A 26,657-nucleotide genomic window follows, 5' to 3' on the forward strand; every position below is an offset into this window, starting at 1 on the left:
CCTCAGAAATTACAACCCGGAATCCGCTTATGGACGCTCTATCCAACATCCCCACCGTGGCCCACGTGATTCAACAGGCGGTCGCACCGGTATTTCTGCTGACCGGGGTCGCCGGCATTCTCGGCGTGTTGACCAGCCGCCTGGGACGGGCGGTGGATCGGTTTAGAACCTTGAATATGCTGTTCGAAAACGGTGCCGACGAACACTATCCGGAAATGCGGATTTTGGCCCGGCGCGCCCACTGGATTCATTGGGCGATTAGTTTGTGTACCGTATGCGCTTTGTTGATCTGCCTGTCCATCGTCGCCCTGTTCGTCGGTACCGAAATCGCCGTCGATCCGTCTCCGGTGGTTTCGTTTCTGTTCGTGGCCGCCATGCTGGCCTTGATCGGCGGCTTGCTGTGCTTTTTACGGGAGATCGCGCTGGCGACCGGAATGATTTCGCTGCCGGGGCCGAAATAATGACTTAGGAAACGGTGGGCAACATTGCCCACCGTTCGCTTCGCCTGGCCGCAAACAAGCAGCCCCAAGCTTACCGACTAAAGCTTGCGTTTAAAAAAAAGAACCGTTTTTTCGCGCGCGTCATAGGCCTGCTCCACATTCGGAATCATATTGACCGTACCGCCCCGGCCCAAATGCGAAAAATTGTCGGTGATCGCAATCGGCACCATTAATCGATCCCAAGCATGCGTGGCATCTGGGTAACTAACCACATCTACCAGCGCTTGTTCGTCGGCCGCAAGACCTGATTTCAACGCCAGACAAGGCGCTGCGCTTTCGTCGTATTCGTCCAACCCGCCGATCTGGATCAGCACCGGCGCGCCGGTTAACGGATTCCCGTTCGGGCTACCGAAACTGAAATAAGGCAGTCGCGGATTGTTGTAGCCGTAACATAACGGATAGTTGGCGACGTGGGCTTTGAAATGCCGGCCGCCGCCGTATTGTTGAGTAACCTGTTCGGTCGCGCTGGCCAGGGTCATGACGCCGCCCCAGGAAAAGCCCAAGACGCCGATTCTTTCCGGGTCGATCTCGGCTTGGTTGCTTAAAAACTCCAGCGCGGCAAAGGCATCGGGATAGGTCAGAATCGGTAAAGCCGGACGATTGGCGGCCGAGGCAACGCCGCGGGCTTCCCACATGTCGAGTTCCAGCGTGGCAATACCGGCCTGCTGCAGCTCGCTGGCATAGAAGTCGCCGCGCGCATCCACACCGGCGGAGCCATGTAAAATCACCACGGCCGGCAAACCGGCGTGCTTACCGCGGCAGTGTCTCTTTCCCGGCAACGACAACTTGGCTTTGACGGTTAACGCGCCTTGACTGACCACCCCACCCGGAACGCCCGGATTGAAAGCCAACTTTTCCGATTGAATCTCGACAAACTCGATTTTGGGTCGGCTTTGCGCAGCGCAATTTGCACCGTCGTGAGCCTGAACGCCGGAAAATGCGCTCGATAGTAATATGCCGGCGAATAAGGCATCGCGGAATTTGCTCATAGTCGTTTCCTGTTCGGATGGAAGAATTAAACCCGGAATCGGCTTAACCGAATTCTAGGCACTGATCTAATGCGCTAGGAAGTATAGTCGCCGCGGAACCTGCGAGTGGACTCGCCGAAATTCAATCGATATAAGGAATCGGACAATCTGTAGGCCGGAACAAGCCGAACGGTGTTTCCGGAAATTTAATGCGTGTCATGAACCGAATACGGTGCGACAAATGCTAATAAGCTAGACCTGACCCTGTTTTCCTGTTTTCCTGTTTTCCTGTTTTCCTGTTTTCCTGTTTTCCTGTTTTCCTGTTTTCCTGTTTTCCTGTTTTGAAACTCAGTCAAATGGGCTTTAGCGTGAGGGTGTCGTGGATGCTGCGAGGGAAGTGCGCTGACATGTGATAATCTGTGAAAAAGATGTTGTCAGCGAAATTATAATAACAAAAACAATTAGTTATGTCAATAATTGATTATTATGACTGCAACGATCTGCCATTGTTTAATTAGTTGTTGTTTATACGAACACCTCCCGCTCCGGTCAAATTAGCTAAGGCTTAGGAAACTAAATAACGCAGAAATGGCACTAGAGTTTTTGCGAACACTTTTAGAACTGATAAGCTAATCATGCTGACTTATGGAAATTCTAAGCTTTATAAATCGGCCAGCAATCATTCGGATTGTTTAGTAAGCAACACATTTAACCAACATACTTTATTGGAGCGAAAATGCAGTTAGGATACATAGCAAACACTGATTACAAATTAACTCTTACACCAGGTAATGCTGTTGACATAGCTAATGGAGTAGGGGTAGATATGAGTGATTCCCTATTTCCAAAATTTAGGACACAAATTTTTGGAAAAGGGGAGGCATTTAAACACGACTCCCCAACTGACTTGATCATAGACAGTTGCACCGTGTACGAGTCTACTGATTATAAGGAAGAAGCCAGACAACTAGCTACGTCCTTTTCTGCACACTTTGGAGTTACAACTGGGAATGCGGCATACTCTAAGGCGCGAAATGAAGTTGACACAAAGAAAATATTTTATATTGAGATCGCGCAAATAGGCGAAGGCATGGCGATTGATAAAAATGATATTAAATGGGAATCGCCTCCAATTGCTGAAAGCTTAAATGACCCTAAGGAAATTCTTGACCAATTTCTGCTGGATTCGGGGAGTCATTATATAAATCGTGTGTATTATGGAAAACTAATTATAATCCGAGCAGCCATCAAAACGACAAGCATATCTGAACGCGATTCATTCTCCGCATCAGTAAAAGCCGCTGCCGCTTCATGGGGAGGAGGCGCAAGCATTTCTTCATCTCACGAACAAGTTTTAAGAAGCTCAAATGTGGAATTAGTAGCTTCAATTGTTTCTGGGGGTGTAACCGGATTAAATTTGGCCCTAACAAGTTATGAAGATATTAAGGTTATTATAGAAAAAATAAAAAATGGCACTATTATAATCAATAACGGTCCAGTCAAATGCGACGTAACTAGTCTATGGCACACTATTAGCGCATATCCAAAAATAAGGAAGGTGTTATCTTTTCCAAAGGTAGAGCCAATTCAACCAATCTTCGGTGTACCTAAAGGAACAATTATCGCTTGGTACCCAACTCCCGAGAGCATTATTTTTGATGACGTCAATACTTCGCAAATAAAATCAATAGTCATGCCAGCAGGATGGACTATCTGTGATGGTAAAAACAACACCCCTAATCTAGTAGGTAACTTCATCCGAGGTATTGTGAGCCCATCAGAGTCTGGTCTACAAGGTGGTCAACCGTCACACTTTCACACTTGTAGCGGTATTACAGGCGGTGAAACAAACGGAATGCAGGGACCAAACGAAGGAGCTGATAATTATGCTGGTAAAAACTGGCAGCATCAGCATAATTTTTCTGCTTCCACATCAGAAAGCTCCAATATTCCTCCTTATATCGGATTGATTTACATTATGAAGTTATAATTATTAAGTCAAATATAAGATATACATCTTTTAATAACGTCTCCACTAGAAAAATAAAATTTTTTAATAGTTTATATATCGGAAAGATAGGCATAATTCGCCACATATAAGTCCTCGCTTTTGTAAATAAATAAAACCTAAATATTCACGTTTTATATTTTTACTCAAACGAGGGCATTAACCAAATTTAGACAAAAAATTCTAATTTGAAGGTGAATGAACCCTTTTCATCACCTTCAATCCAGGAGTTTTTTATGTCTCGGTTGCAGATTTATATCGGCAAAAATACCCACCGTATCGCTTTTTAACCAATCCCGCCGCACGAACGCCAATGACCAAGACCGAGGCGCAGTTGCTGTTGAACAAAGCCAACAAAGCCTCAAACTTTCTATTTGCCAGTGTGGTCACTCTGATTGCTCGGCGCGGATATTTGGCGCTAGGGTTTGTAAAGCCGCATGATTGCTTAAGAAAATACACTGAAATTTCCAACGCCTACATTTGCCGACTCATCCAGGCCTCAGACACCTACCTACAAATGGACCCAAAATTACTACATTTGCAATGGGTTTCTGAAAGCGCGCTAAGGCCGCTTGTCCACTTGCAGACAAAGGATCTTCAGGCAATTTGGGGCTGGGTTCTGAAGCATCGTGACGGTGACGCTCGCATTACTAGCCGAGATATGAACCTCGCCATTGACGCACTAAACATTCTCAGCCACGAAATTTGCGCTGTTGAACATCAAGCCGCTGTTACCGTCAGAATAGACCGAGAATTACTACCCAAATTCCATCGGCACATTTTTCGCATTGCAGATGCCATTCGGGATGAAAATATTAACAGTAAAACCGAGTGGGAAATAATTTCAAAAATGATCTACCATCAGTTGCTAAAAAACTTTATTGATCCAGGCAAGCACGCCAACGTTGATAAGCAGTCGCATCGCAGAAAGGGGTCAGGCCTAGAAATATAGCAAATCCTTTCAAGGATGCTTAATTGCTAAACCTGACCCTGCTTTGCATTGCCGAACGGAAATTAGTCGTATCGCTTCACTTCACGGCCGAATCGGGTAAACAATCAAAATTCATCACCCGGCAAAGGTTCCCGCCTAGGTACTTTTGCCAAAATTGCCTGAAGAGCCGATGCATCGGCCCGTTCGGCTCTAGCTTGCAGATATTCCTCGGTGGCGATTGCCGAAACCTTTTCCGCTACCGCACTGGCAATGAATTGGTTGATTGAAACGCCTTCTTTGCTTGCCAATTCTTTAATGTGGCGGTGAACTGAATCGGGTAATCGTAAACTGAGCGCACTCATAGCAATCTCTCCAACAGGGTTTTAGGCGTAATCGCTTCCACTCCGAATTTTTCAATGCTGACAAAATCTTTCAGGTTGTGGGTGACAATGGTTTTTACCTCAGCGGCAACAGCTAGTTCCAAAACCAAATCATCCTTCGGATCCGGTAGATAGGGCCGCCATAAAAAATACACTTTCTGATGCCTACCAAACCCACATAAACTATCCAGGATCACCTCAATTTCAGTATCGGTCAATTGAAGCATGGTTTGATTCCGCTTCAATATTTCTTCGTATTCGAACAGCAGCGGTGTCGATATCACTAGACTCAGTTGCTTAGCAGCCAAAAGCTCCAACACTTTAAATGACGCTCCGCTGGCCGAATATAAGCCAGCGAACAGCACATTGGTGTCCACGATGATTTCCGTCATACCAAATACGGTATCACTAATGTTGCATGCCGACAAATATCCAAATCGGGCAAATAAATGTCCCGATCATTTAACTGCTACTGTTCCAGCCACCCCATTCCCCCTGACCGCCTCGTTATACATATCAAACCCACTAGCCGGCGGGATCGAGGCGTTGCCGGGGCGGGTGGCTTTCCAGACTTGGTATAGCTTCAATTCGGCGCCGGGTTGCAGTTTGGCGACGCGGATGATGCGGTCCGGGTAGCGTTGGGTTTCCTTGATGCCGGCCCAGTAGCTGTCGTCGCCGGCTTGCAGTTTGGCGTCGGCCAGGTAGGTCTGGTCGTTTTCCTGGCCCTCCGCCAGCGACGGGATGCCGTCCTCGATCACGACGAAGTCGCTGCCGGCCGGCAAGCGGTTGGATTCGGCGCTGCGTTTGATTTTGACTTCGCTGACCACGACGTCGCCGATGTGCAGCGCCTGGCTCAGGTCGACCGGTTCACCGCCGCCGGCGGTAATCCGGCGGAAATTGCGTTGCACGCTGAGGCCGTTGTCGCGGGCGGTGACGGCCGGGTACGGCAGTTCGACTTGCAAGGTGGCGGATGCGATATCGGTTTCGCTGAGATCGGCGATATGCAGATCGGCCAGTTCGGCGGCGGCCGGCAACTTATCGAACCGGCCCAGATAGCCGCCGGGAATGGGTTGCAAGCTGCCCAACGTGGCGGATGCATTGGCGACTTTCAAGGTCCGGGCTTTTTGGCTTTGCGCGGCGGCGGCTTCCTTGCTCAATAACTCGCGGGTGTTGAAGATAACTTGGGCGGTATCGTAGGTCGAAGTCCAGTAGCCGTGTTGCTGGGTCTGCAACAACAGCCGCTTCAGTCTGCTTTCCAATGCCGGCGGCAAGTCGCCCGCAGCCTGCAATGCGCCTAGCCCGGCGGATATTATGCTGGGCAAGCCGAAGCGAAAGCCGAGCCGCTCATACGATGGACCGGGTTGGCTCTGATAAGCGGCCGGATCGATCGCCTCCAGCGCCTGTTGCAGGCGTTTGCCCAAACGCTTGGCCAGATCGGGCTGGCCTTTCATCTGCTGGTTGAAGGCATGCCAGCTTTGGTTTTTGTAGGCCGCCAAGATGCGCAGCGCCGCAGTCAAGTCTTCGGCACCGGCTTGCGGGTCGGCGCCGACTTTTTCGACGAACTCGGCTTGCCGCTCCCACGGCGCCTGGTAGATGTAACCGACCGCCGAATAAGCGGCCAGCGTAAAGCCGTCCAGCACTTGCTCGGTATTGGCTTGTTGGGCCAGCCACTCCGCGCCTTTGTTGTAAGCCGAGGTGGTGCCTTCCAGTTTCAATTCCTCGGCATATTTCAAGGCCTGCATCGCGATCATCGTCACCGGCACGCTGGGCTCCGGATCGTTGGCCCACAACGCAAAGCCGCCGTCGGCTTTTTGGTTTTGGATCAGTTTCCGGATACCCAACGCCGCATTCTGCTTGGCGCGCTGCAAGGGTTTTTCCAGCGGCCCCAGTTGCTCGGGCTTGAGGCCGGCGCGTTCGATCAGGTCCAGCAACACCAGGTTCGGCACCGTGCTATGCGCCAGTTGTTCGGTGCAGCCGTAAGGGTATTGCACCAGCATCGCCGCCGCCTGCAAGGCCGCGCCAAGCAGGCCGGAGTTGACCCGTACCGTCAGTTGCGCGGCTTGGGCCTGCTCCGGAATATCGAAATGCAAATGACCGTCGCGGCGTTCGGCAGCATAGACTTGCGCCATCGCTGCCGGCTGAATCGGCAAATCGAATTCCTCGGCACCACCGACTTTGACTGTGTTCGGCGCGGTCAACGCCGCTTTTAAGCTGGCATTGCCGGCTTGCGGGCCGGCGGTCAGACGCAGCGGCCATAGTTGCTCGGCTTTGGCGGCCAAGTCGGCGCTCGGCGTTAAATTGATGTCCTGGCCTTGCAGATTGTCGCTCAAACTCAGATTGCCGGCGACTTTGACCGGTTCGGGCCAATGGCTGGTCAATTTGACCGCCAATTCCACTTCGTCGCCGCTACGTAAAAATTGCGGGCCGACCATATCGACGGCGATGTCGGTTTTGGTGCGGAACTGGCCGGTGGTTTCGCCGAGGCGGCCGTCCTGGTCGCTGGCCACGGCGGTGACCAGCCATTCGGTGACGTTGGCCGGCATATCGACGTCGATCGTCGCCGCGCCGTTGGCGTCGGTGACCACGTGCGGGAACCAGCCGGCGGTGTCGCGCATGGCTTTTTTCGCCAGTTTGCTTTGGCTTTTCAAGGCACTCAGCGCGAAGTTAGGCTTGCGCAGCAAGTCGGCGTAGCCGTAGCCTTGCAAGTCGTCGGAATAGTAGGTCGACAGATTGCTGCGTTGTAGCGGATAGAAAAAGTCGAAAATGCCGGGGCGGAATTCGGCTTGCACCGCGTAAACGGCGCGATCAACAATCGATACCGCCAGCTCGGTATTTGCCGCCGGGCTGCCGTCGGCGCGTTTGACCTGCAATTTGATTTGGGTGGGTTTGAGCGGTTCGGCTTCGGCCTGAGCCGGCTCGATGGCGATTTGCAGCCGCTTCTCCAGCGGCACGATACGGAAGCCCAACGTCTGCTCCTTGTACTTGCCGCCGGCCACCGGCACCGTGACGGTGTGGTAGAAGCCGGTGCCGTATTCGGGTTTGGCGGTCACTTCGAACCAGCGGCTGCGGCCTTGGGCCTGGGCGCTGCGGCTATCGAACAATTTGGCGCCGGCCACGGTTTCCCAGATCGCCCCGGCTTCGTTATTGCCCCAGGCCTTGGGCAGCAAGGCAAACACTTTGGCGTGCTCGCCGGGACTGAGGATCGTGGTTGGCGTGTACAGCTCCAGTTCCGGATTGTCGGCCACCGCCTCGCCGCCGTTGCCGGCGACGATCAAGGTGGCCGGTTGCGAAGTGGAACTGTGGCTCATGCTGCGGCCGTCCAGCGTTTCCAAACGCGCCACGGCCGTCAAGCGGCCGAACTCTTTCAACGCCGGTATGCTGAGTTTTTGCTGGCCGTTGGCGTCGGTGGCAATATCCAATTTCACCAGACTGCGCTTGCCGCTGCCGGGCTGTTCCAGCATCACGTCGACCACGCCGCCGGCCTTGGCTGCCGGTTTGCCGTCGGCGTAACTGGATTGCAGCAAAATCTGCAAATCCTGATCGCCGACCGCCGCGACAGTTTTGTTAAAGCGCAGTGCCGGCTGGGCTTCGGCCAGCGTGGCGTAAATGCTGTCGGTCAAAATCGCGCTGCCGCCGGCGGCATCCTGGGCGCGGACCATTAATGTATAAATCCATTCCTGTTCCGGTTTCGGCGACTTGGCGTCGGTTTGGGCTTCGGCCGGTACGGTAAATTCGAAACTGCCGTCGCCGTTGTCGGCCAGTTTGGCGGCGGTTTCCCACGGATTGCTGGCTTCGGCGGCCTGGCGAGCCTCAATCGAACTGAACAGGCGCTGCGGCTGGGTCAACGGTGCGGCGGATTTGATCTGGCCGAAATAATCGTTGCCGGCCGACAAGCCGGCGCCGGCCTCGGTCACGAATTGCGGCGCCTCGAATTTTTTGCGGTACAAAAATACTTCGAATTTGACGTTCTGCGGGATGCCGCCGCTGTAACGCTTGGCGCGGAATTTCAGATTGAACGCTTGCCCGGCCTGCACAGTCGGGCTGCGTTCCAGCCATTCCAGGTAAAAGGTCGGTTTAATGTAATCGCGCACCCGAAATTCGCCGCCGTAGGCTTTATGGTCGATCTCGGCCAGCAAGCGGTACAAGCCCGGCGTCTGGCCTGGATCGAGCTCGAAGCTGCCGGAAAACGAGCCGAAGTCGGTCAGTTGGCTATGGCCTTGCAAGCCGGTGGCGTTGCCGTCGGCGCGGACTAATGACACGTCGGTTTGTTTGGATTGAAAGGCCGGAATCCGCAATTGGCCGTCCTGCAAATTGCGGACGATGCCTTTGTAGAAAAAGGTCTCGCCGGGCTTGAAGATCGGCCGGTCGGTCATCACGAATAGCGCATCGTCCTTGGCCTGAGTCGGCAGAAAATCGGTCGCGGTCAACGCCGTGCGCGCTGCTGCGTTGGCGTTGGCGTTGGCGTTGGCGGCCGGCGCGTCGACCCGGACCAGCAGTTTGCCGTCCAGCACCCCGTCGGGATTGTTGAAGCGCAGTTCGCCGGCGGCATCGGTCGCCCCCGGCAAGTTCTGCCAACGGCCGCGGCCGTCGCGGACGCTGACTTTGGCATTGGCCAGCGGCTGCAAATCGCGGTTCATCGCCCGCACCAGCAATTGCTCGCTGGATTGCTTGACCTGCACCGCCAGGCTGCTGACCTGAATCAGACACTGCGCCTCGGTCTTTCCTTGCACCGCCTGCAACAGATACAGGCCGTCCGGCAACGGCTCGAGGGCGATCTGCCGAACTTTGTAGCGGTGCTCGCTCCAGGTGTCCTCGTTGAACCACCAGCCCAGATCGTGGGTTTGCTGGCCGTTGCGCAGCAAGTCCAGATAGGTTTCCTTCACCACTTGAAAGCCCTTGGGCGGGGCGACCAGGATTTGCTGCGGCACGGCCGCCAACGGCTTGTCGGTCACGGTCAAGACCGAGCCGCTGAACGGCGTGTCTTTCAACGACTTGCGAAATTCCACATCCAGCATGCCGCGCAGCAATTTCAGCGGCGATTCGGCGTTGTTCAATCCTTTTGCAAAATAATGGCCGGGATTGAGCTCGCTGACCGGCTGCTCGTAACTGCGGCTGACGTTGAATTGGCCGTCGAGAAAGCTTTCCAGATTGTCGGCTTTCAGCACCCGGATCAGCATCGGCTGGTCGGTAACGGTGTAATCCAGGCGGATGCTGGGCGATTCGGTGTTGCTGAAACTGCGTTCGGCGGTCAGGTAGAACGGGCTGCCGGCGACGACGGCAAGCGGTGCGAGCATCAACGCAAGCCCAATTGCCACGGCAAAACCCGCTAGCCGGTCGCGCAACACTGCATTCAGAAATCGGTACATTTCAACGCCTCCCGGCCGACGATTATCGATTGCCAATCCCGGCGCAGCGCGCCCGAACCGGCATTAATTTCGCAGTAGCATAGCCGCTAATTGGAGAAATGAAACGCTTTTGCACAGGCCCGGCTGTAGTGGCTGTGCCGTGGGCCGATTGCGGTCCCGCCAGGCGTTTTTCATGCAGCGGAATTGAAGGGATCGCCCTACATATTTCCTTACGTTTGGTGAGGATTGGGCTATAATTTAGACATAGATCACAAAAAGCCGGGGCAGGGAGCTGGCAATCGCGCCGCAAGCTGCCGGTACACGCTTTCGAGGGATCGCTCTGCGGTAAAGGGGGGTGAACATGTCTGTTCCATATCCAGCAGCCGACGGCGGTATTTCGGTAGAGCTCGGCAAGAGTTCCGCAGGACCGGCATCCGAGTCCGGCAAAGTCGATTTATTTCCCATCGCCAATCCAGACTTCCGGAAAATTAAAACCCTGAAGGACTTGGCGCTCCGCAGCATCACGCTGGCCCAATTCCCGGTCGTCAGCGCCTGGCGCGAAAAGCTGTTTTCGCCGGCAGGTACGCCGGAAATCTGCGATGAATTGCCGCGCCTATTAACCGAATTTCTGCGCCGGCCCGAAAGCCAAACCTTGCCGCCTTACACCCGGCGCGCCCAAGCGCTACGCCACATCTTCGTCAACAAAACCGCAATCGTGCATGCCGACGACTTGCTGCCCGGCCAAACTACCACCAGCTTCGTCGGCCCAGTGGTTTACGCCGATACCATAGGCTATTGCATTTGGCCGGAACTGAAAACCGTCACCACCCGCGCCCAAAATCCGTTCAAGATTCGCCCGGAAGTGGCCGAGCGACTAAACCGGGAGATATTTCCATTCTGGCTGGAGCAAAAGCCAATCCAGGAACTGGCCCGTTACAGCGATTACGATAGCGCCGCCTATGAGAACCGCGACCGGATCGGCGGCAATTATCCGGAGTCGATCGATCCGCCCTTGCGTAAAAAAGCCGGAGAAACCCCGAAAGCCCAGGAATTGATGGAAAGGGTAGCGTTCTTCCTGTCCGATAAGGCCACCTGCGTTTCGCATACCGTGCCGGATTTCGAACGGGTGTTGAAATACGGCTTCGATGGCTTGATCGAACGCGCCAAACAGGATATCGCCAGCGGCGCGGCCGCTACGCCGGACCAAGTCGAGTTTCTACAGGGCGTGATTGCGGTATACGAAGGCGCCAAACTATACGCCCAGCACTTGGCCGAGGCTGCCGACCGCGCCGGCAATCAAGTGCTGGCGACCATCTGCCGGAAGATTCCGGCGCAGCCTGCCGAAACCTTGCACGAAGCGCTGGCCGCGGTCTGGATTTGTTACCACCTGCTGTTGCAGGAAAACACCAATTTCGGTTTTTCCATCGGCCGCCTGGACCAAATCCTCAACCCCTTCTATCTGGCCGATTGGCAAAAACTGGATAACCCTCAAGCGCAGGAGGACTATACCCGGCGGGCGGTGGAACTGGTCAGCCATTTTTTCCTGCATTGTTCCGACCACGTCCCGTTGTCCACCTCCGGTTCGGAAACGCTGTTTGCCGGCAGCGGCTCCAATCAGGCGTTGACTGTGGGCGGCACCCGTTACGAAAACGGCCAGGTCGTCGATGCGGTCAACGACATGACCTACATCATCCTCAAGGCCACCGAGATCCTGGCTATCCGCGACCCGAACGTGCACGCCCGCTATCATCGGGATGTGCATCACCGCGACGCCCAAGGCAATTCGCTGCCCGTTGAAGTAATGGACCCGTATCTGAAACGGATTTGCCAGGTCAATATCCTGACCCGAGCCACGCCGGCGTTGCATGGCGACGCCGCTGTGGTGCCGGCCATGGCCAGTTACTACGCTGCCCATGCCGGTATCGGTTCGGAAGAAGCCTTGGCCGATGCCTACGATTACACCTCCATCGGATGCATCGAAGAAAACGCCGCGCACAAACATTACGGCAACACCGGCTCGACTTTGATGGTGTTGCCGGCAGTATTGGAGCTGGCTTTGTACGGCGGCAAACATCGCAGCGACGGCGTGGCGCCAAAATCGCCCAACCTGTTTTACGGCGACGCCCGTTACACCACGCCGCCGCTGCTCCAAATCGATAGCATGCCAGCCTTTATCGAGGCCTTTAGGTTTCAACTGAACGAGATGGCCCGCCACGTCGTGCAATGCAACAATTACTTCGGCCGTTTCTACGAACAATCCCGGCAGTCGCCGTTTTTGTCCGGCTTGTTTACCGGGCCGACCAATACCCCGGACAGTGACGGCGCCAGTTTTCGCGATGTCTCCGCCGGCGGCGCCAAATACAACTCAGCGGGGATTGCCGTGATCGGTTTGGCCGACGTGATCGACTCGTTTTGCGTGTTGGACACCCTGGTATTCGGCGGCAAAGTCACGGCCGGCGAATTGTTGGCGGCAATGCAGGCCGATTTCGACACCGGCAGCTTGCAGCCCAAAAGTTTCTGGGCTTCATTGCGGGAGCGGGTACAAAACTGGCTGCATCCGGAAGATGCGCCATTGCCATTACCGACGTTAAGCGCCGACCGCCTGAATCAAATCAAACAGATGATCCGGCTGGCACCCAAGTACGGTGCCGGCGTCGATCAAACTCCCGGCGGCATTTACAACAACGCTACCGCCGTCAAATACACCCACCTGCTGACCGAAATGTTGCAAGAGGTATTTGCCCAATACCGCACCCATCGCGGCGGGCGCTATCTGCCCGGTTACTGGAGCATGACCAACCACGCCGGTTTTGGGATGTTGACCAAGGCCACACCCAACGGCCGGCGCAGCGGCGAATCCTTCGCCAGCGGCATCACGCCCTGCCCTGGTGTGGTCAAAGCCAACGGCGAGCCGGTCAATTTGCTGGATCACATGCTGTCGGTCACGTCGGTGAATGCCAATACCGTGCAGAACGGTTATACCTATAACCTCAGTCTAACCACCCGCGATCGCGGCCATTTCGAAGAGGACACCGAATTGTTCTCGCGTTACATGAAGGCCTTTGCCGACCAAAACGGCGTGCTGGTGCAAATGTGCGTGTCGTCGATCAACGATCTGGTCGCCGCCGACCGCGCCGCCGCCGCCGCCGGGGAATCCGGGGCCGGCGAGGCCGAACATAAAGCGCTGGAGCCGTTCAAGGATCTAATGATACGCGTGGCCGGCTACTCGGCGTATTTCGTCACGCTGAGTCCGCAGATGCGCAAAGAGATTATTCAACGCGCCAATTTCGGGCTGGACACCGGCGCCGAGCAACATACGCTCAACGCAATTTAAGAGGAGAACTGTCATGCATGCCGGATTTCCCTGTTTATTACCGAATTTACAAAAAACCTTGCAGTTGGGTGCCAATGCCGCGATTGATGCCGGCGAACTGCCGGCTGTTTTGGATAAAGCCCAAGGCCGCTTGTTGGCCAGCGGCATGGCTGTCGCGCTGCGTTTGGGGTTTGGCTATTTGCTGCGCGATTGCCAGCTGGATGCCGCGCAAGCGGCCAAGGCCAATGCCTTTTTCGAGGAAAACTTCATCATCATTGATCCCCTGGCGCCTGGCGGCCAACGCTACTATCAGGGCAAGTTTCTGATCCGCACCAGCCGGCGCGGCGACGACATGAACGTGTTGCTCAAGTTCTGTCCCAATCCCGATGCCCTGTACATCGACACGCCGTTCGGCCGGGCCTTGAATTCGCTGGCACTGGTTGCTACAGAGGTGCTGGACGAAAACCAGGCCGACCGGATCGAGCACGATCCCAGTAAAGTCGATCTGGTAGTGAAATTTAAAGACGTGCAATCCATCATCGGCCTGCTGGGCCGTGGCGGGGTCGACATCGTCGGTTTGCTGCTGGAAAACCTGGTGCAACTGACCGGCCACGTCGGCCATCTGTTTAAATTGGGCGCTATCGCCACGGACATCCAGTTGTCCCTGGATATTCCCAAAGCGGCCTAGCATTGGAGAGCGGAGATGGACCACAAAGCTTTCATCTTCGATATCAAACGCAACACCAGCGAGGACGGGCCGGGTATCCGCACCACGGTGTTTTTCAAAGGCTGTCCGCTGAGTTGCAGTTGGTGTCAAAATCCCGAGGGTATATCGCCGGGGCCGTCCCTGTCCTTTCGTGCCGAATTATGCCGGCCGGACCAGTGCGAGCGGCCTTGTCTTAAAGCTTGCCGATTAAAAGCCTTAACGCTGCAAGACCAACAACTGCGGCTCGATCGAGAACGTTGCGACCAATGCGGACGCTGCGCGGCGGTATGTTCGCAGCATGCCTTGGAGCTGGTGGGCCAATGGCTGAGTGTGGACGAGCTGTTTTATCGAGTCGCCATCGATAAACCGTTTTTCGACGCTACCGGCGGCGGCGTCACGGCGTCCGGCGGCGAATGCACCACGCACATGAATTTTCTGCACCATTTTTTTAAAAAACTGAAAGCCGCCGGTATTCATACCGCCATCGAAACCAACGGCATGTTCAATTTCGGCCGTTTTACCCGCCTGTTGCTGCCATGGCTGGATTTGGTCTATTTCGACTTAAAACTGATCGACGAAGCCGCCAGCATCCGCCACACCGGCCATTCCAACCGGCCGATTCTGGACAATTTGTTGCGTCTGACCGAGTGCGCCGAGATTCCGGTCAAAGTCCGTATTCCATTAATCCCCAACATTACCGCCACCGACGAGAATCTGCGCGGCATCGCCCGGTTCTTGCGGGAGCACCGGATCGAGCAGGTCAGCGCCCTGCCTTATAACCCCTTATGGCTGGACAAGCTGCAGCGCTTTGGGATCGATACCGACTATCGGTACGCCGCCTTCATGAGCGATGCCGAGATCGAACGCTGCGTCGATAGCTTGCAGGCCTGTTGATTTCAAGGAGAGTCGTCATGCAAACCGATTTCCATCATGCCGTGACTTATGTCGCCGCCCGCACCGCCGGCTTCACTCACCAGGATGCCGACATCGTTGCTTATTCGGCGCAATACGTGGACGACGCCGTTAGCGATGGCCTGGTCCATTTCGACAACAACGCCTTTTACGCCAGAATTCATTCCTCGCACAAAAGCGCCGACATCGGCAATTTGAACAACGACCAAAACCTGATGATCTGGTTGCCGTTCCATTTTCTGCCGGGCAACGGCGGCAAGGGGCAGGGTCAGGACCCGGACGGTACGTTTATCCAAAAAATCGTCTGTCTGCCCGACAGCCCGCCGGCCAAGGAAATGGTGCAGGCAGCGGTCGACGATAAAGGCAAACCGTACAGTCTGCATCGCTTGGGAATTGCCTTGCATGTGTATGCCGACACCTGGTCGCACCAGGGTTTTGCCGGGGTGATACACGAAATCAACGAAGTGGAACACGCGCGGGAGTTGAAAAGCTCCGGCATGTACAGCAAACAGCTGCAGAATGTATTGGAGGATATCCTGGACGATGTGATTCCGCCGCTGGGCCATGGCCGGGCCAAAGATTTTCCGGACCTGCCGTTCTTGCATTGGCAGTATCGGAACGGTCGCGGTGCTTGGATCGTTCGCGACAACCCGACGGATTTTTGCGCGGCTGCGGACGCGATGTGCAAAGTGATGCAACAGTATCTGGGCAAGGCGCAGAATGGATTGCCGGCCGCCGACAAAACGCTGCTGGCAAAAATATTTCTTGAGTTAAAGGTCAAGGACGACAAAGCCCGCCATCGGCAATGGCTGGAAATCGTCAAGAACGGCTTCAAGGGCGAGAAATTCAGCTTCGGTACGGCGGAGATTAGTTATGCCGCCGAAGGCGTCAATTCCTGGAAGGAAAAAGCGCTGGGCAGCAGTTGGGACATGCGGGTACATAAATACACGCCGGCATTTTTGAGTAGTCACTGGAAGCTGTTTCACGACGCGCTGCAACTGCATCGTTTGACCGTACTGCACGACATTTTGCCCAAGTACGGCATTTGCGCCGGCTAAGCCGGCAAGCGGGAGAGTCGCCATGAACCCCAACACCGCAGCCGATCTACCCTGCCGGACTTTATACCCCATCGTGCTGTTGCACGGTATCGGTTACCGCGATGACATGTTGATGCTGAACTCCTGGGGCCGAATTCCGAAAACATTGGAAGCCGCCGGTGCCAGGGTGTTTCAAGGCGGACTGGATGCCTGGAACAGCCACGAAAATAGTGCGCTGGCACTGAAGCCGAATATTGAGCAAATACTTAGCGAAACCGGCGCGGCAAAGGTCAATATCGTCGCCCATTCCAAAGGCGGCCTGGAAGCGCGCTACCTAATCTCCAAACTGGATATGGCCGATAAGGTGGCCAGCTTGACCACGGTTTGCACCCCTCATCACGGCTCGGCCGTGGCGGATTTGGTGGCCGGTGACATTCCCGATACCGATAAACTGCTGAGCATAAATTTCTTCAAACGCCTGGCGCAGCGATTGGGATTCGGCGCGATGGACATCCTGGCCAGAATCACCGGTGACAAAAGCCCGCAAGCCGGCATGGCCATAAGGCAACTGACGCGTCACTATCTGGCGGAATTCAATCGGCAAGTGCCGGACATGTCGGGCGTTTATTACCAAAGCTACGGCACGCTGATGCGCCGGGCGATCGACGATCCGGTGTTTGCCGCCACCCATGTGTTGCTGAAACGGATAGAAGGCGACAACGACGGCATGGTCTCCACGCAATCCTGCCAATGGGGCAGATTTCGCGGGCTGATCGGTGATAGCAACCCGGACAAAGGCTTGTCGCACGGCGACTTGGTGGACTATCGCGGCGTACTGCTGACGCATTTCGATATTCCGGCGGTGTATCTCGACATCGTCAAAGATCTAAAACAGCAAGGCTTTTAAGCTGGGCTTATACGTCCGGCCTAAGCCAAAAATATAACAAATACAGGGGAAGGACCATGAACAACTATCTCGATGTCGCCAATTTCCCAACCGCGTCAGAGCAAGAACAGCAAGCACTGGCAAGCGCTCTCGACGCCATTATCAACAACGATCTCCAAGTCGGCGCACTGCCTATGCTCGGCAGCTATCGCAAGATTTTGGGCGATAACCTGCGCCGGGATGAGTGGGACGGTATCCATGAAAAGCTGCTGACCCTATTCAAGTGCGGTACTAGTACGCCGCTGGACGGGCCGATGATAGGTGTGTCGATGTCCATCCGCGACAGCGATTATTTCAAGGAAACCGCCAAGCAGCACGGCGAAAACCGTTCGATGCTGGCGCATCTGGAATGGATGGCGACCTTGTGGAATGTTACTTACGCCAGTACCGGTTTATGGATGGGTAAGACGTTCGAGCCGGTGGCAAAAGAGGTGTTTGCCGCCAAATGCGGCCACGATCCGGTCGCGATCTTTAACTACGATCCGGAAACGACTCGCATTGGCCGGAATTTTTTCCGCGAACCGGACGATCCTAATTTCATTCAAAGCTTGGGTATGCCGGTGCTGACCCAGTTCTGGAATCTGCGGGATCGGCCGTTGGGTACCAATGCGCAGGGCTTTGATAGCCAATTGCTTGCGCAAAATTTGGCCAAGGAAAAAGCCATCCCGTATGTAAAAACCGGCGGAATTTTCCTGGCGATGCCTGGCAGGTCCGTGGTTGGAGAGATGAACGGCAAAGCCGTTTATCAGCTTAATTACCGTTGGCACGATTTGCATCCGGCGTTCCCGATGACGCGGCTAATCGACGAGTTGGTGCAGATCGAGGACGGCGTCTATTTGGGGCAGTTGGTCATGGCCACTCATCATTACAGCTTGGGTACGCTGCAGATACCTCTGTTCGGTGATCATCCGCCGGAATGGGAACTGGGCGAAGCCTATACCGGCGACAATTCGGTCGATTATGGCTACCAAAATAATGGTTTCTTTTTGATGATAGATACCGCACGGGCCAGGGAAGCGTTTGCGGACGAAGCCTTCCCCAATTTACGGCCTCGGCCCGGCGAACGCGGCTGGAAGGAGCTTGGCTACGATAAACCGGTGTCTACCATACCGGGCGCTGCACCGCATGGCGTGGATTGGGCGACTGGTTGGCGCGACGATCCCGAGTTGCAGCGTAAATTCACCACATTTTGCCTGGAAGCATCGCCAAAAAGTGACGATGGCGATGTGCGCGAATTACTACAGCCGGGCGAATCCATTTTGCAAATGTTGCAACGCCAGCAGGGCAAAATTTCCGCCGCCAGCGGTTTCGACGATCACCTACGGCATTTTGAAGTGTTGAATCGATTGTTTCGCGCCGGCGTTGCTCCCGGCATTGTGGATGGCGTGTTTCAAGGGCAGGGTAGAGGTTACAGCACCCGGTTCGATGCCCCGGAAGCGCGCGATTGGTATGGGCAAAGCGATCCGTGCAGCGGCTTTGACTATTACCACGGTGCCACGCTGAATTTGCATTGGGGCTTTGGCGACAGTTTTATCGCCAATATCGCCCGCTCATTGCAGGAACACAGCATGATTCCGGCCGCGCTGGCCGACAAACTGCAAACCGATCCGCGCGCGCCAAATTTGCTGAATGCGGTGTGGGCCAATATCGGCCGCTTTATTTTTCCTTGGGCCGGCAAGTCTTTCGAGCGTATCAGCGGCCGCAAATTGAGTATGCTGCTGGACGAAAGCGACGACTTGGCGCAACGCTATCCGGAGCGGGTAGCCGAACTAAAAGCCCATCCGGCCAGCTTTCCGCATTACGCCTTGGTCGAGAAAAACCGCGAACACTATTGGCAGCAGCCGGGCGTTTACGCCGAACATCTGCGCAGCGGCAGTTGGGACCGGGGTATGTCGAAAACCGACAAGGCGTTCTGGGAACGGGAAGCCGCCGCGCATTGGGTATTTGGCAATAACATCCAGGACTCGCGCATCCTGCCCACCGATGCCCTGTTCCGGGTCTTGGATATGAACTACCACCCGCCGCTACCCTCCATCCAGCAATTGGCCGATGCCGGCCCCTCGCCGTTCGTCAGGCAGGGCTACAGCTTTTTGGGGGTGGACGACAGGCCGTCGATCTTGCCGATGAACAACGGCCCGGATAAGGCCAAGCAAGTGTTCCAGTTCCATTACCGCTACCCGCTGATCGGCGGACCGGCCCCGATCGGCACCTGTCTGGACGAACTGGTGGAAATTGCCGAAGGTTTGTTCCTGGGCCAACTGATTTACTCCACCGCCTTGCTGGTGCCGTTTCACTCGGCCACCGATCCGGCGGAATACCAATACCAGCTATTCGGCTATTTCCTGTTGCTGGATAACACCTGGGAACAACACCGGCAGGCGATAGGGTTTGATATCAATACGGCCGGTTGAAATTGCGATGGTTGACCACGAAAACAGGATTTTTAACCACGAAAGACACGAAAATCGCGAAAGGGTTTTTACCGTTCTGCTTCGTTATCCAGTGGCAACGGCACCTGCGATAAATCCAGCTTGCCCTTGAAGGCTTGTTGGCTCAATGCGCCGTAGAGGTTTTCGAGATCGGTCAGGCTTTTTTGGTAGCGGGATTTGAGGCTTTCGACTTTTTCGACGATGGCGGCGAACTTTTGTCGATCTTCTGTTTCAGGCCGGATGACCTGCAAAGGCCGCAATGTTTCGATGTTGATATTCGCTCTTGCTGCTTCAGGCGCTCTTGCCCTGAGTACGGGTTTCCAAAATCTAAGCAGAAATTCAATGAAAACAGCTTCCGTTATTTCACCCGATCTTGGAGTAATACCGATCACAGAATCAGGGGCATAGGTTGGTATTTCAAGAATGGCGGTCTCGCCAATTGTCGCGCCGACTATTGCGATAACAATCGTTCCGATATCAAATTCTTTGCTTACCTTGATGCCCAAGTCATTCAGAGTTTGTGTAAATTCTCTCAGTCGTCCATTAGACCGGCTTATGTCTCCAGTTTGAATAAATGGGTATTGACCATTAAAAAACTTGGGGTCATTGCGCGGGCGGGGCGAAAAACGGCCGCGTTCTATTGAGGCCAATTTACCAAGGGGTTCTATTTTCCACCCTTTTTCATTCCGCACCGGATCACCAAACATCTCCAGAAAAACGCTTTTGAGCAGGTCATCGAGATGTTGCAGGTGTTGTTTGCGCTGGGCGATCAGCCCTTCCACTTTTCCGAGCAGATGGGCAATGCGCTTTTGGTCGTCGATTGGCGGCAGCGGAAGCTCATATTGTTCAATCCATTTTGAGCTCAAGTTTAGTTGCGCGACACCATTAGAGTTTTGAATAGCCTCCCGTTCAAATTTATTAGAATTTAAATATTGGAAAAGATATTGATCGTTGATTTCGTCGGAGACAGGACGTATTAATCCCACACGTTGGTTTAAAACTGCAGGTAAATGCTCCGGTTGAATTCTTCCAACACGACCAACGTTACCAGTTAATGAAATGAGTATGTCGCCAGCTTTGAGCTTGAAATTATTTGCTCTATCCGCGATTTCATCTGAAACAAATTTTGGATCGTTGTCTAAAACAGCTCCTTTTTGAACGTTTGTTATACGCATTACACGGTATCCAAAACCAACATAGTCGTCGCTTTTGAAGGCAAATCCGTTTGAGATTTTGCAAAGACGTGAAAGCTCTTCCTTTCTCATCCGATCATTCCTTTCAACTCCAACAACTCCCGCACAATCCCACTCTCTAAACTTTCCAAAACCTTTTCGTGCTTTTCGCGGTTAAAAAAATCTTCCCCCAGTTCCGCCACCAATAACCGTTCCAGAATCACGCCCGGCGCATCGTAATGAACTTCCTCGAACACGTCTTGCTTATAGCGCGACAAGGACAGGTCGTAACCTTCTTTTTCGATCTCGGCGCGCGGTACCATGAAGCATCGGGCGGTGCGGTCGGTGTCGGTGTCGGTGTCGGTTTCGGGATTGCGGGCGCGGTACTTGGCGACGATGTCCTGCAAGTCGCCGTAGCCGTCCTGCTTGCTGCGCTTGTCGTCCAGACTGTAACCGTCGGCCTGCATCTCGTAAAACCAGACATGGTCGGTAGCCGGATGATCGACTTTAGCCTTGGGGCTCCAGACCTTGGTAAACAACAGAATGGCGGTGCTGACGCCGGCATAGGGCTTGAACACGCCGCTGGGTAGGGTAATCACCGCCTTCAGGTCGCAGCGTTCGATCAATAGTTGGCGTAAGGCTTTAAACGCACCACCTGAACCGAACAACACGCCTTGCGGCACGATCACGCCGGCGGTACCACCGATTTTTAACAGCCGGTAGATGTTTTCGACAAACAGCAATTCGGACTTGGTGGTGGACAGGCTGAGGTTTTCGTTGATGTCGCCCTTGTCGATGCTGCCGGTGAACGGCGGGTTTGCCATAACGATGTCGTAGGCGGCTTCTTCGCTGTAGCTTTTGCTGAGGGTGTCCTGATAGTCGATGTGGGGTTCGTCGATGCCGTGCATCATCAGATTCATCAAGCCCAACCGGACCATGGTGCTGTCGATGTCGTAACCATACAGCGAGGCTTGCAGAATGGCCTGGGCTTTTTCGGTCAGGCCGGCCGCCACCGAGGTGCGGACGAAGCCATCTTCGTCGGGCGCGAGGTCTTGCTTGCCGGCTTTGATGGCCAGTTGAGTAACGATGTACTGATAAGCGCCGAGCAGAAAGCCGCCGGAACCGCAGGCGGGATCGGCGATTTTATGGCCGAGTTGCGGCTGCACCAGATCCGAGATCAGTTTGATGATGTGCCGGGGGGTGCGGAACTGGCCGTTCTTGCCGGCGGTGGCGATTTCCGACAGCAGCATTTCGTAGACATCGCCCTGGATGTCCTGAAAGGCCTGGCCGTTGTCGCGCGAGTCTTTTTCCATGACCTCGAAGATTTCGTCGATGGTTTTCACCGCCTCGACCAGCAGCGCCGGTTTGGGGATGATGAACACGGCGTTCTTCATGTGATGGGTAAAGTTGGATTCGGTGCCGTTGAGGTCTTTCAGGAACGGGAATACCTTGGTTTGCACGTGTTGCAGCATCTCTTCCGCGTGCATGCGTTTGAACTCACTCCAGCGTAGCGTGCGTTTTTCGACCGCAAATTTTTCCGGCTCTGGCTGGTTGCGGTATTCCGGCGGAATCCAAGTGCCGACGAATTTGGAACTGTAATGTTCGCCGGTCCATTCCGCGTCGGACTGGCGTTTCAAGTCCAGCTCGTCGAGCCGCTTCATGAACAGCAGGTAGGTAATCTGTTCGATGGCGGTCAACGGATTGCTGATGCCGCCGCTCCAGAATTTGTTCCAGAGCTGGTCGATCTTGCTTTTGAGTTCAGGGTTGTTTTGCAGCATATTTTTTTCCTTTAACCACGAAAGACACGAAAAGCACGAAAAGACTACTGGGCCAGTCGGATTATCGTAACTTTCGGGTAAGTACCAAAGCTGATGAGCAATCCTAGCTTCATGCCAGTTGCTCTGAGATAGTTAATGACTTGGGCTTTGTGCTCGGGGGCAATCTCCTTGACCGCTTTCAACTCCAGTATGATTTTTTCGAAACAAATAAAGTCCGGTTTATAGGTTTGCTGCAGTGGCTCGCCCTTATACATCAGTTTGAGCTCCGGTTGAGCCTTAAATGGAATATCTCTTTTGCTTAGCTCTTTTTGAAGACATTCCTGATATACCGCTTCCAGAAAGCCGCAACCTAACTCACGATAAACTTCAAACACAGCACCTTGAATGGCATAACACTCTTCTTTGAAAAGAATTTTTTCGTGACTTTCGTGTGTTTCGTGGTTCATATCATCACGCAGCCAAGCGTTCGGTGAGTTGCAGGATTTCGTTGATCTCAGCGGGGCTAAAGACGCCGCGTATGCCTTGCGGATGAATCACGGTAAACGGGGCGTTGATCAGGTCTTTTTTCTCGACCTTTTCGCGTTCGATGATGAAGTTCTTCAGCAAGTTGAGAAACTCCAGTTGGCCGCTGGATAGCGTGGTATGCGCCAAAATGAATTGGTCAAAGGCAGCACTGACTTCATCCGGGAAGCTTTTGAGGATTTCGATACCGAGGATGTGGCGAATAAACTGGATGAAGCGGGCTTTGCGGTTTTTGTAGACTTGGCGCAATAAGTCTTCGGTGATGTGCGGGTGTTCTTCGTGCAACAGTTCCGCAAGCTGGCTGGCTTCGTCGGCGCTGACGTTTAAGCCGTTTTTGATTTTTTGCAGGATAGGGTTGCTGGCGGTTAATTCGGCAATCAAGGTTTCGACCATTTCCCGGTAGCGGCTGATGCCAACCGCTTCATGCTGCGGACCGAATTCCACCATTTCCTTGTTATGCAGTACGTCGGTCAAATCGAGATGCACCGGGCCGGGACCGGTCATTTGTTCGCGAAACTTCATCAGTGGGCCTAGGCTATCCACCAATTCGTCGAAGCGGTCTTCGTCGGCAGTGGCCCAGTAGTGGTTAGTCTGCGCGGCACGAATCAGTGTTTCTTGCTGCTTTACGAAGCTGACGGAGAGCGGCAGTTCGCTGATTTGCTCGACAATGCCGTCGCGGAGAGTTTCTGCTTGCGGTCGATCTTGGTTGAGTAATGCCAGCGAGTATTCAAGCAGATCACGTTCGAAGCGCATGGCTTTGAAGTCGGCGTCTGAAACAGTGCGGAACAGTGGTTTGATTTCGGCACGCAGGAATTCAAGTTTCTGGTGGGTCAAATTGATCCAGAAATTTTCGTCGTCGAGCCGGGCCAAGACAACGGAGGCTTCTTTGATGACCACGGAATTTCTCGGCAAGGCGGCAATCTGCCGACGCAGTTTGCTGATTTCGCGTCGGGCAATCGACTCCTGATCGGTATCGATGGCTTTTTCGATTTTATCCAGACGCAAGCCAACCAAGCGCACCGGTAGCGGCAATTGCGGTTTTAGTTCCTTGCCTTTGGGTTGCAGTTTGAAATATTCAAAATTGTCCCAGCAGTCGAGTACCAAAAATACGTCTTTCTCCAAACACCACGGTTTGGGTTTGCTGGTTTCTAAAAGACGGGTGCCGCGTCCGATCATTTGCCAGAATTTGGTGTAGGAGTACACCGGTTTGGCAAACACCAGATTGACGATTTCGCGCACGTCAATGCCGGTATCCAACATGTCGACACTAATGGCGATGCGCGGCATATCGTTGTTGGTGAACTGGTCCAGCAAACCACCTTTGCCGTAGACGCGAGGATCGTCAGACACTAAGACTTTAGCCAGTTCGCCGTGGTATTGGGGATAGAGTTTGTCGAAGATTTCTTCGATGCGGCGGGCGTGCGCTTTGGACGAGCAGAAGAAAATGGTCTTGCCGGGCAATACGCCGTTGGCGTCTTTGATGCACTCCTCCATGAACTCTTTGACGATCAGAGTATTGGTACCCTTGTTGATGACTTGTTTTTCGAGCTGAGTGCCTTCGAAGTTGATTTCTTCGACATCCTTGCCTTGCAGAATCAGCTTTTTCTGGTCTTCCAGCGAAATGGTGCGCTTGTTGATGCCATCCATCTGGAATCGGGTCTGAATCTTCATCACCTGAAAATTGCACAGATAAGGCGGTTCGCGATTGACCGCTTCCTCAAAGGTGTAAGCAAAGGTTGGCAAACCATCTTCACAGTGAAAAAGCTGGAAGGTGTTGTGGTCGATGATGTCGGTCGGTGTCGCCGTCAGACCCAGCGTGATGGTTTTGAAGTAATCGAGGATTTCGCCATAGGTGTTGTAAATAGAGCGGTGGCTTTCGTCGACCACGATGAAGTCGAAGTAATGCGGGGACAGGTGCTGGGTGTCATCGCGGATGATATTGAGCATTGTCGGATAGGTTGCCACGTAAATCCGCCGGTCTTTGGCAATCAACTTTTCGCCGACATTGGGCCAGCGCGGCTCGTGGGGCAAGTGCTCTTTGAAGGCCTGCAAGGCCTGTTCACGTAAGGCAATGCGGTCAACCAGGAATAACACTTTCTCGGCGTGGCCGGCACGCATCAGCGCATCGACCATGGCGATACAGGTGCGGGTTTTGCCGGTGCCTGTGGCCATGACCAGCAGAAAGTTGCGTTTCTTTTGCTCAATGCCTTCCAGCACGGCCCGGATAGCGCGGATTTGGTAGTCCCGACCGGCAATATTGGTATTGATAAGCTCTTGGGTCAGCGGTTTGCGATTGCGACGGATGTAGGCAAAGCGTTCCAGATCGTCACGGGTGGGAAAACCAACCACTTTGCGTGGCGGCGCATTTTCCAGATCCCAAAAGTAGGTTTCGAGGCCGTTGGTGTAAAAGCAGAACGGCAACTCGCAATCCAACTGCTTCTGAATGTTGTAGCAATATTGCTTGGCTTGCTCGCGGCCTATTGCGGCATCGCGGCTGGACTTCTTGGCTTCGATGACGGCCAGTGGCTTGCGATCTTTGCCCAGCAGGACGTAGTCGCTGAATTGGTGACCCTCGTAAGGCGTACGTGGTTCGTCCACGCCCTCTGGCAGACCCGTCAAGATGTCGAATTCTTCTACGACTTGAGTCGGGTCCTTTACATTCCAACCAGACACCGCCAATTGTTTGTCTATCAGTTCCGAGCGCGTCAATGCTTCAGATTTGGCCATGCGATCTCATCCTAAATTACATTCCGATGTAAGTGTCTGGGGTTCAACCGGGTTGCGAGGTTAATTTCTGCCGACTTTGCGCCACCTGTTCGTGGACAGACGCTTCGCCTTATTTAAAAAAACGCAACATTTTGTTTTTTAATGATTTTTTATAAATTTTGCAAAACTCTAAAGATTTGACAACTTTTGGTCAGTCTCGGTTTACCGATTGCATTTTCACACGTCCGAACAGGACAAAGCGGAGATCGCTTCAATCTTTCACGGCTATCCGGCCGTTGTCATCGAAAAGCCTGCCAAGAGTCCCATCCGGGCAGAAGTAGTTTTGCAGACTAAGTTTCTTCCCCGTCGACATCGCTACGTAGCTCGGCTAGTTGCATCAGCAACTCCGGTAAGGCAGAGCATACCGTTTCCCAAACCACTTCAAAGTTGATTTCAAAATAACCGTGGGCAATACGATTGCGCATGCCGCGCATGTTTCGCCACGGCACATTTGCATAACTTTCGATGGCAGCAGGATAGTGATCCATTAACTTGCTTGCGGCTTCGCCTATGATGATCAAACTCATCACTACCGCTTGTTGTGTGCGTTTGTCGGCAAGAAACTCTGCCTTGCTTAAACCTTCGACAAAACTACAAGCATCGGTGGCGGCTTGTTGTATGTACTCAAGGTAATCGGCGAGGCGATTGGCTGTCATACCGGCTGGGCCTCGGCCAATATTTGTTCCCTAAACTTCGCGGGCAAATCGCCTGGAGTCAGCAAATCAACCGGGACAGCCAGTAATTCCTCCAGTTCGAGTTGCAATCCGCCCAGATCGAAAAGTGTGGCGCCAGGAAGCGCATCTACCAGCAAATCTAAATCGCTGCCATCGCGATCCGTCCCGTAAATTACCGACCCGAATACGCGCGGATTGGCGGCTCGAAATCGCCCAACTGTCTGGCGTATTACCAAGCGTTTAGAATCTAATGCCTCCGACGGTTTCATG

Annotated in this window: 19 protein-coding genes; 9 read left to right on the forward strand and 10 right to left on the reverse strand. The window is 53.8% G+C overall.

Features of this window, described 5'->3' with window-relative positions:
- Nucleotides 1-29: 29 nt before the first annotated feature.
- Nucleotides 30-461 (forward strand): DUF2721 domain-containing protein, encoded by a 432-nt coding sequence (locus C2U68_RS14655; protein WP_140913218.1) that lies wholly within the window; start codon nucleotides 30-32, stop codon nucleotides 459-461.
- Between the two features lie 77 nt (nucleotides 462-538).
- Here C2U68_RS14655 and C2U68_RS14660 read toward each other — a convergent pair whose 3' ends face one another.
- A complete protein-coding gene (locus tag C2U68_RS14660) occupies nucleotides 539-1,489 on the reverse strand; it encodes a dienelactone hydrolase family protein (RefSeq protein WP_140913219.1) in 951 nt (316 codons plus the stop codon).
- A 715-nt stretch (nucleotides 1,490-2,204) separates the two neighbouring features.
- On the opposite strand from C2U68_RS14660, the gene C2U68_RS14665 reads away from it, so the two are divergent.
- Nucleotides 2,205-3,458, forward strand: coding sequence for a hypothetical protein (locus C2U68_RS14665; protein ID WP_140913220.1), 1,254 nt, complete (start codon nucleotides 2,205-2,207; stop codon nucleotides 3,456-3,458).
- A 331-nt stretch (nucleotides 3,459-3,789) separates the two neighbouring features.
- The gene (locus C2U68_RS14670) at nucleotides 3,790-4,428 is read left to right on the forward strand and encodes a hypothetical protein (RefSeq protein ID WP_140913221.1); all 639 of its coding nucleotides are present in this window, start codon (nucleotides 3,790-3,792) and stop codon (nucleotides 4,426-4,428) included.
- Between the two features lie 104 nt (nucleotides 4,429-4,532).
- Here C2U68_RS14670 and C2U68_RS14675 read toward each other — a convergent pair whose 3' ends face one another.
- The 3 genes from C2U68_RS14675 to C2U68_RS14685 all read right to left on the reverse strand — a co-directional run bounded on the left by C2U68_RS14675 (nucleotide 4,533) and on the right by C2U68_RS14685 (nucleotide 10,153).
- Nucleotides 4,533-4,769 carry a toxin-antitoxin system HicB family antitoxin gene (locus C2U68_RS14675; protein WP_140913222.1) on the reverse strand — a complete coding sequence of 79 codons (237 nt, stop codon included), beginning with the start codon at nucleotides 4,767-4,769 and terminating at the stop codon, nucleotides 4,533-4,535.
- Nucleotides 4,766-5,179, reverse strand: coding sequence for a putative toxin-antitoxin system toxin component, PIN family (locus C2U68_RS14680; protein ID WP_140913223.1), 414 nt, complete (start codon nucleotides 5,177-5,179; stop codon nucleotides 4,766-4,768). Before C2U68_RS14680 ends, C2U68_RS14675 begins: the two co-directional genes overlap by 4 nt.
- A gap of 66 nt (nucleotides 5,180-5,245) precedes the next feature.
- Complete coding sequence (locus C2U68_RS14685) at nucleotides 5,246-10,153, reverse strand: MG2 domain-containing protein (RefSeq protein ID WP_140913224.1); 4,908 nt, start codon at nucleotides 10,151-10,153, stop codon at nucleotides 5,246-5,248.
- A 340-nt stretch (nucleotides 10,154-10,493) separates the two neighbouring features.
- Between C2U68_RS14685 and C2U68_RS14690 the strand changes: the two genes are divergently transcribed.
- Genes C2U68_RS14690 through C2U68_RS14715 form a run of 6 tightly spaced genes read left to right on the forward strand, consistent with a single transcriptional unit; the run spans nucleotide 10,494 to nucleotide 19,457 of the window.
- Nucleotides 10,494-13,466 carry a pyruvate formate lyase family protein gene (locus tag C2U68_RS14690; protein WP_140913225.1) on the forward strand — a complete coding sequence of 991 codons (2,973 nt, stop codon included), beginning with the start codon at nucleotides 10,494-10,496 and terminating at the stop codon, nucleotides 13,464-13,466.
- Nucleotides 13,467-13,479: 13 nt separating this feature from the next.
- Nucleotides 13,480-14,133 (forward strand): hypothetical protein, encoded by a 654-nt coding sequence (locus C2U68_RS14695; RefSeq protein WP_140913226.1) that lies wholly within the window; start codon nucleotides 13,480-13,482, stop codon nucleotides 14,131-14,133.
- Between the two features lie 15 nt (nucleotides 14,134-14,148).
- Nucleotides 14,149-15,045: a glycyl-radical enzyme activating protein gene (locus tag C2U68_RS14700; RefSeq protein ID WP_140913227.1), complete on the forward strand. Its 897-nt coding sequence runs from the start codon at nucleotides 14,149-14,151 to the stop codon at nucleotides 15,043-15,045.
- Nucleotides 15,046-15,062: 17 nt separating this feature from the next.
- Nucleotides 15,063-16,121 (forward strand): DUF6765 family protein, encoded by a 1,059-nt coding sequence (locus C2U68_RS14705; RefSeq protein ID WP_140913228.1) that lies wholly within the window; start codon nucleotides 15,063-15,065, stop codon nucleotides 16,119-16,121.
- A gap of 22 nt (nucleotides 16,122-16,143) precedes the next feature.
- Nucleotides 16,144-17,007, forward strand: coding sequence for an esterase/lipase family protein (locus C2U68_RS14710; protein WP_140913229.1), 864 nt, complete (start codon nucleotides 16,144-16,146; stop codon nucleotides 17,005-17,007).
- Nucleotides 17,008-17,063: 56 nt separating this feature from the next.
- Nucleotides 17,064-19,457 (forward strand): hypothetical protein, encoded by a 2,394-nt coding sequence (locus tag C2U68_RS14715; protein WP_140913230.1) that lies wholly within the window; start codon nucleotides 17,064-17,066, stop codon nucleotides 19,455-19,457.
- A gap of 68 nt (nucleotides 19,458-19,525) precedes the next feature.
- Here the strand turns inward: C2U68_RS14715 and C2U68_RS21250 are convergent, their stop codons facing one another.
- The 6 genes from C2U68_RS21250 to C2U68_RS14745 form a co-directional block, all read right to left on the reverse strand.
- Complete coding sequence (locus C2U68_RS21250) at nucleotides 19,526-20,740, reverse strand: restriction endonuclease subunit S (RefSeq protein WP_222101917.1); 1,215 nt, start codon at nucleotides 20,738-20,740, stop codon at nucleotides 19,526-19,528.
- On the reverse strand, nucleotides 20,737-22,425 hold the full coding sequence (locus tag C2U68_RS14725) for a class I SAM-dependent DNA methyltransferase (protein WP_140913231.1): 1,689 nt from the start codon (nucleotides 22,423-22,425) through the stop codon (nucleotides 20,737-20,739). The genes C2U68_RS21250 and C2U68_RS14725 overlap by 4 nt, the downstream gene beginning before the upstream one ends.
- A gap of 44 nt (nucleotides 22,426-22,469) precedes the next feature.
- Nucleotides 22,470-22,871, reverse strand: a complete 402-nt coding sequence (locus C2U68_RS14730) for a GxxExxY protein (RefSeq protein ID WP_140913232.1) — start codon at nucleotides 22,869-22,871, stop codon at nucleotides 22,470-22,472.
- Between the two features lie 4 nt (nucleotides 22,872-22,875).
- The gene (locus C2U68_RS14735) at nucleotides 22,876-25,674 is read right to left on the reverse strand and encodes a DEAD/DEAH box helicase family protein (RefSeq protein ID WP_140913233.1); all 2,799 of its coding nucleotides are present in this window, start codon (nucleotides 25,672-25,674) and stop codon (nucleotides 22,876-22,878) included.
- Nucleotides 25,675-26,003: 329 nt separating this feature from the next.
- Entirely contained in the window at nucleotides 26,004-26,369 is a 366-nt protein-coding gene (locus tag C2U68_RS14740) for a DUF86 domain-containing protein (protein WP_140913234.1), read from the reverse strand.
- A complete protein-coding gene (locus C2U68_RS14745) occupies nucleotides 26,366-26,656 on the reverse strand; it encodes a nucleotidyltransferase family protein (protein ID WP_140913235.1) in 291 nt (96 codons plus the stop codon). Before C2U68_RS14745 ends, C2U68_RS14740 begins: the two co-directional genes overlap by 4 nt.
- Between the last annotated feature and the right edge of the window lies 1 nt (nucleotide 26,657).

Source organism: Methylomonas koyamae, assembly GCF_006483455.1.
In the GTDB taxonomy this organism is placed as follows: Bacteria; Pseudomonadota; Gammaproteobacteria; order Methylococcales; family Methylomonadaceae; genus Methylomonas; species Methylomonas koyamae_B.

Excerpts from the sequence above, each read along its gene's own strand:
- C2U68_RS14655 (WP_140913218.1), top strand. The coding sequence starts at position 30 with ATGGACGCTCTATCCAACATCCCCACCGTGGCCCACGTGATTCAACAG.
- C2U68_RS14660 (WP_140913219.1), bottom strand. The coding sequence starts at position 1,489 with ATGAGCAAATTCCGCGATGCCTTATTCGCCGGCATATTACTATCGAGC.
- C2U68_RS14665 (WP_140913220.1), top strand. The coding sequence starts at position 2,205 with ATGCAGTTAGGATACATAGCAAACACTGATTACAAATTAACTCTTACA.
- C2U68_RS14670 (WP_140913221.1), top strand. The coding sequence starts at position 3,790 with ATGACCAAGACCGAGGCGCAGTTGCTGTTGAACAAAGCCAACAAAGCC.
- C2U68_RS14675 (WP_140913222.1), bottom strand. The coding sequence starts at position 4,769 with ATGAGTGCGCTCAGTTTACGATTACCCGATTCAGTTCACCGCCACATT.
- C2U68_RS14680 (WP_140913223.1), bottom strand. The coding sequence starts at position 5,179 with ATGACGGAAATCATCGTGGACACCAATGTGCTGTTCGCTGGCTTATAT.
- C2U68_RS14685 (WP_140913224.1), bottom strand. The coding sequence starts at position 10,153 with ATGTACCGATTTCTGAATGCAGTGTTGCGCGACCGGCTAGCGGGTTTT.
- C2U68_RS14690 (WP_140913225.1), top strand. The coding sequence starts at position 10,494 with ATGTCTGTTCCATATCCAGCAGCCGACGGCGGTATTTCGGTAGAGCTC.
- C2U68_RS14695 (WP_140913226.1), top strand. The coding sequence starts at position 13,480 with ATGCATGCCGGATTTCCCTGTTTATTACCGAATTTACAAAAAACCTTG.
- C2U68_RS14700 (WP_140913227.1), top strand. The coding sequence starts at position 14,149 with ATGGACCACAAAGCTTTCATCTTCGATATCAAACGCAACACCAGCGAG.
- C2U68_RS14705 (WP_140913228.1), top strand. The coding sequence starts at position 15,063 with ATGCAAACCGATTTCCATCATGCCGTGACTTATGTCGCCGCCCGCACC.
- C2U68_RS14710 (WP_140913229.1), top strand. The coding sequence starts at position 16,144 with ATGAACCCCAACACCGCAGCCGATCTACCCTGCCGGACTTTATACCCC.
- C2U68_RS14715 (WP_140913230.1), top strand. The coding sequence starts at position 17,064 with ATGAACAACTATCTCGATGTCGCCAATTTCCCAACCGCGTCAGAGCAA.
- C2U68_RS21250 (WP_222101917.1), bottom strand. The coding sequence starts at position 20,740 with ATGAGAAAGGAAGAGCTTTCACGTCTTTGCAAAATCTCAAACGGATTT.
- C2U68_RS14725 (WP_140913231.1), bottom strand. The coding sequence starts at position 22,425 with ATGCTGCAAAACAACCCTGAACTCAAAAGCAAGATCGACCAGCTCTGG.
- C2U68_RS14730 (WP_140913232.1), bottom strand. The coding sequence starts at position 22,871 with ATGAACCACGAAACACACGAAAGTCACGAAAAAATTCTTTTCAAAGAA.
- C2U68_RS14735 (WP_140913233.1), bottom strand. The coding sequence starts at position 25,674 with ATGGCCAAATCTGAAGCATTGACGCGCTCGGAACTGATAGACAAACAA.
- C2U68_RS14740 (WP_140913234.1), bottom strand. The coding sequence starts at position 26,369 with ATGACAGCCAATCGCCTCGCCGATTACCTTGAGTACATACAACAAGCC.
- C2U68_RS14745 (WP_140913235.1), bottom strand. The coding sequence starts at position 26,656 with ATGAAACCGTCGGAGGCATTAGATTCTAAACGCTTGGTAATACGCCAG.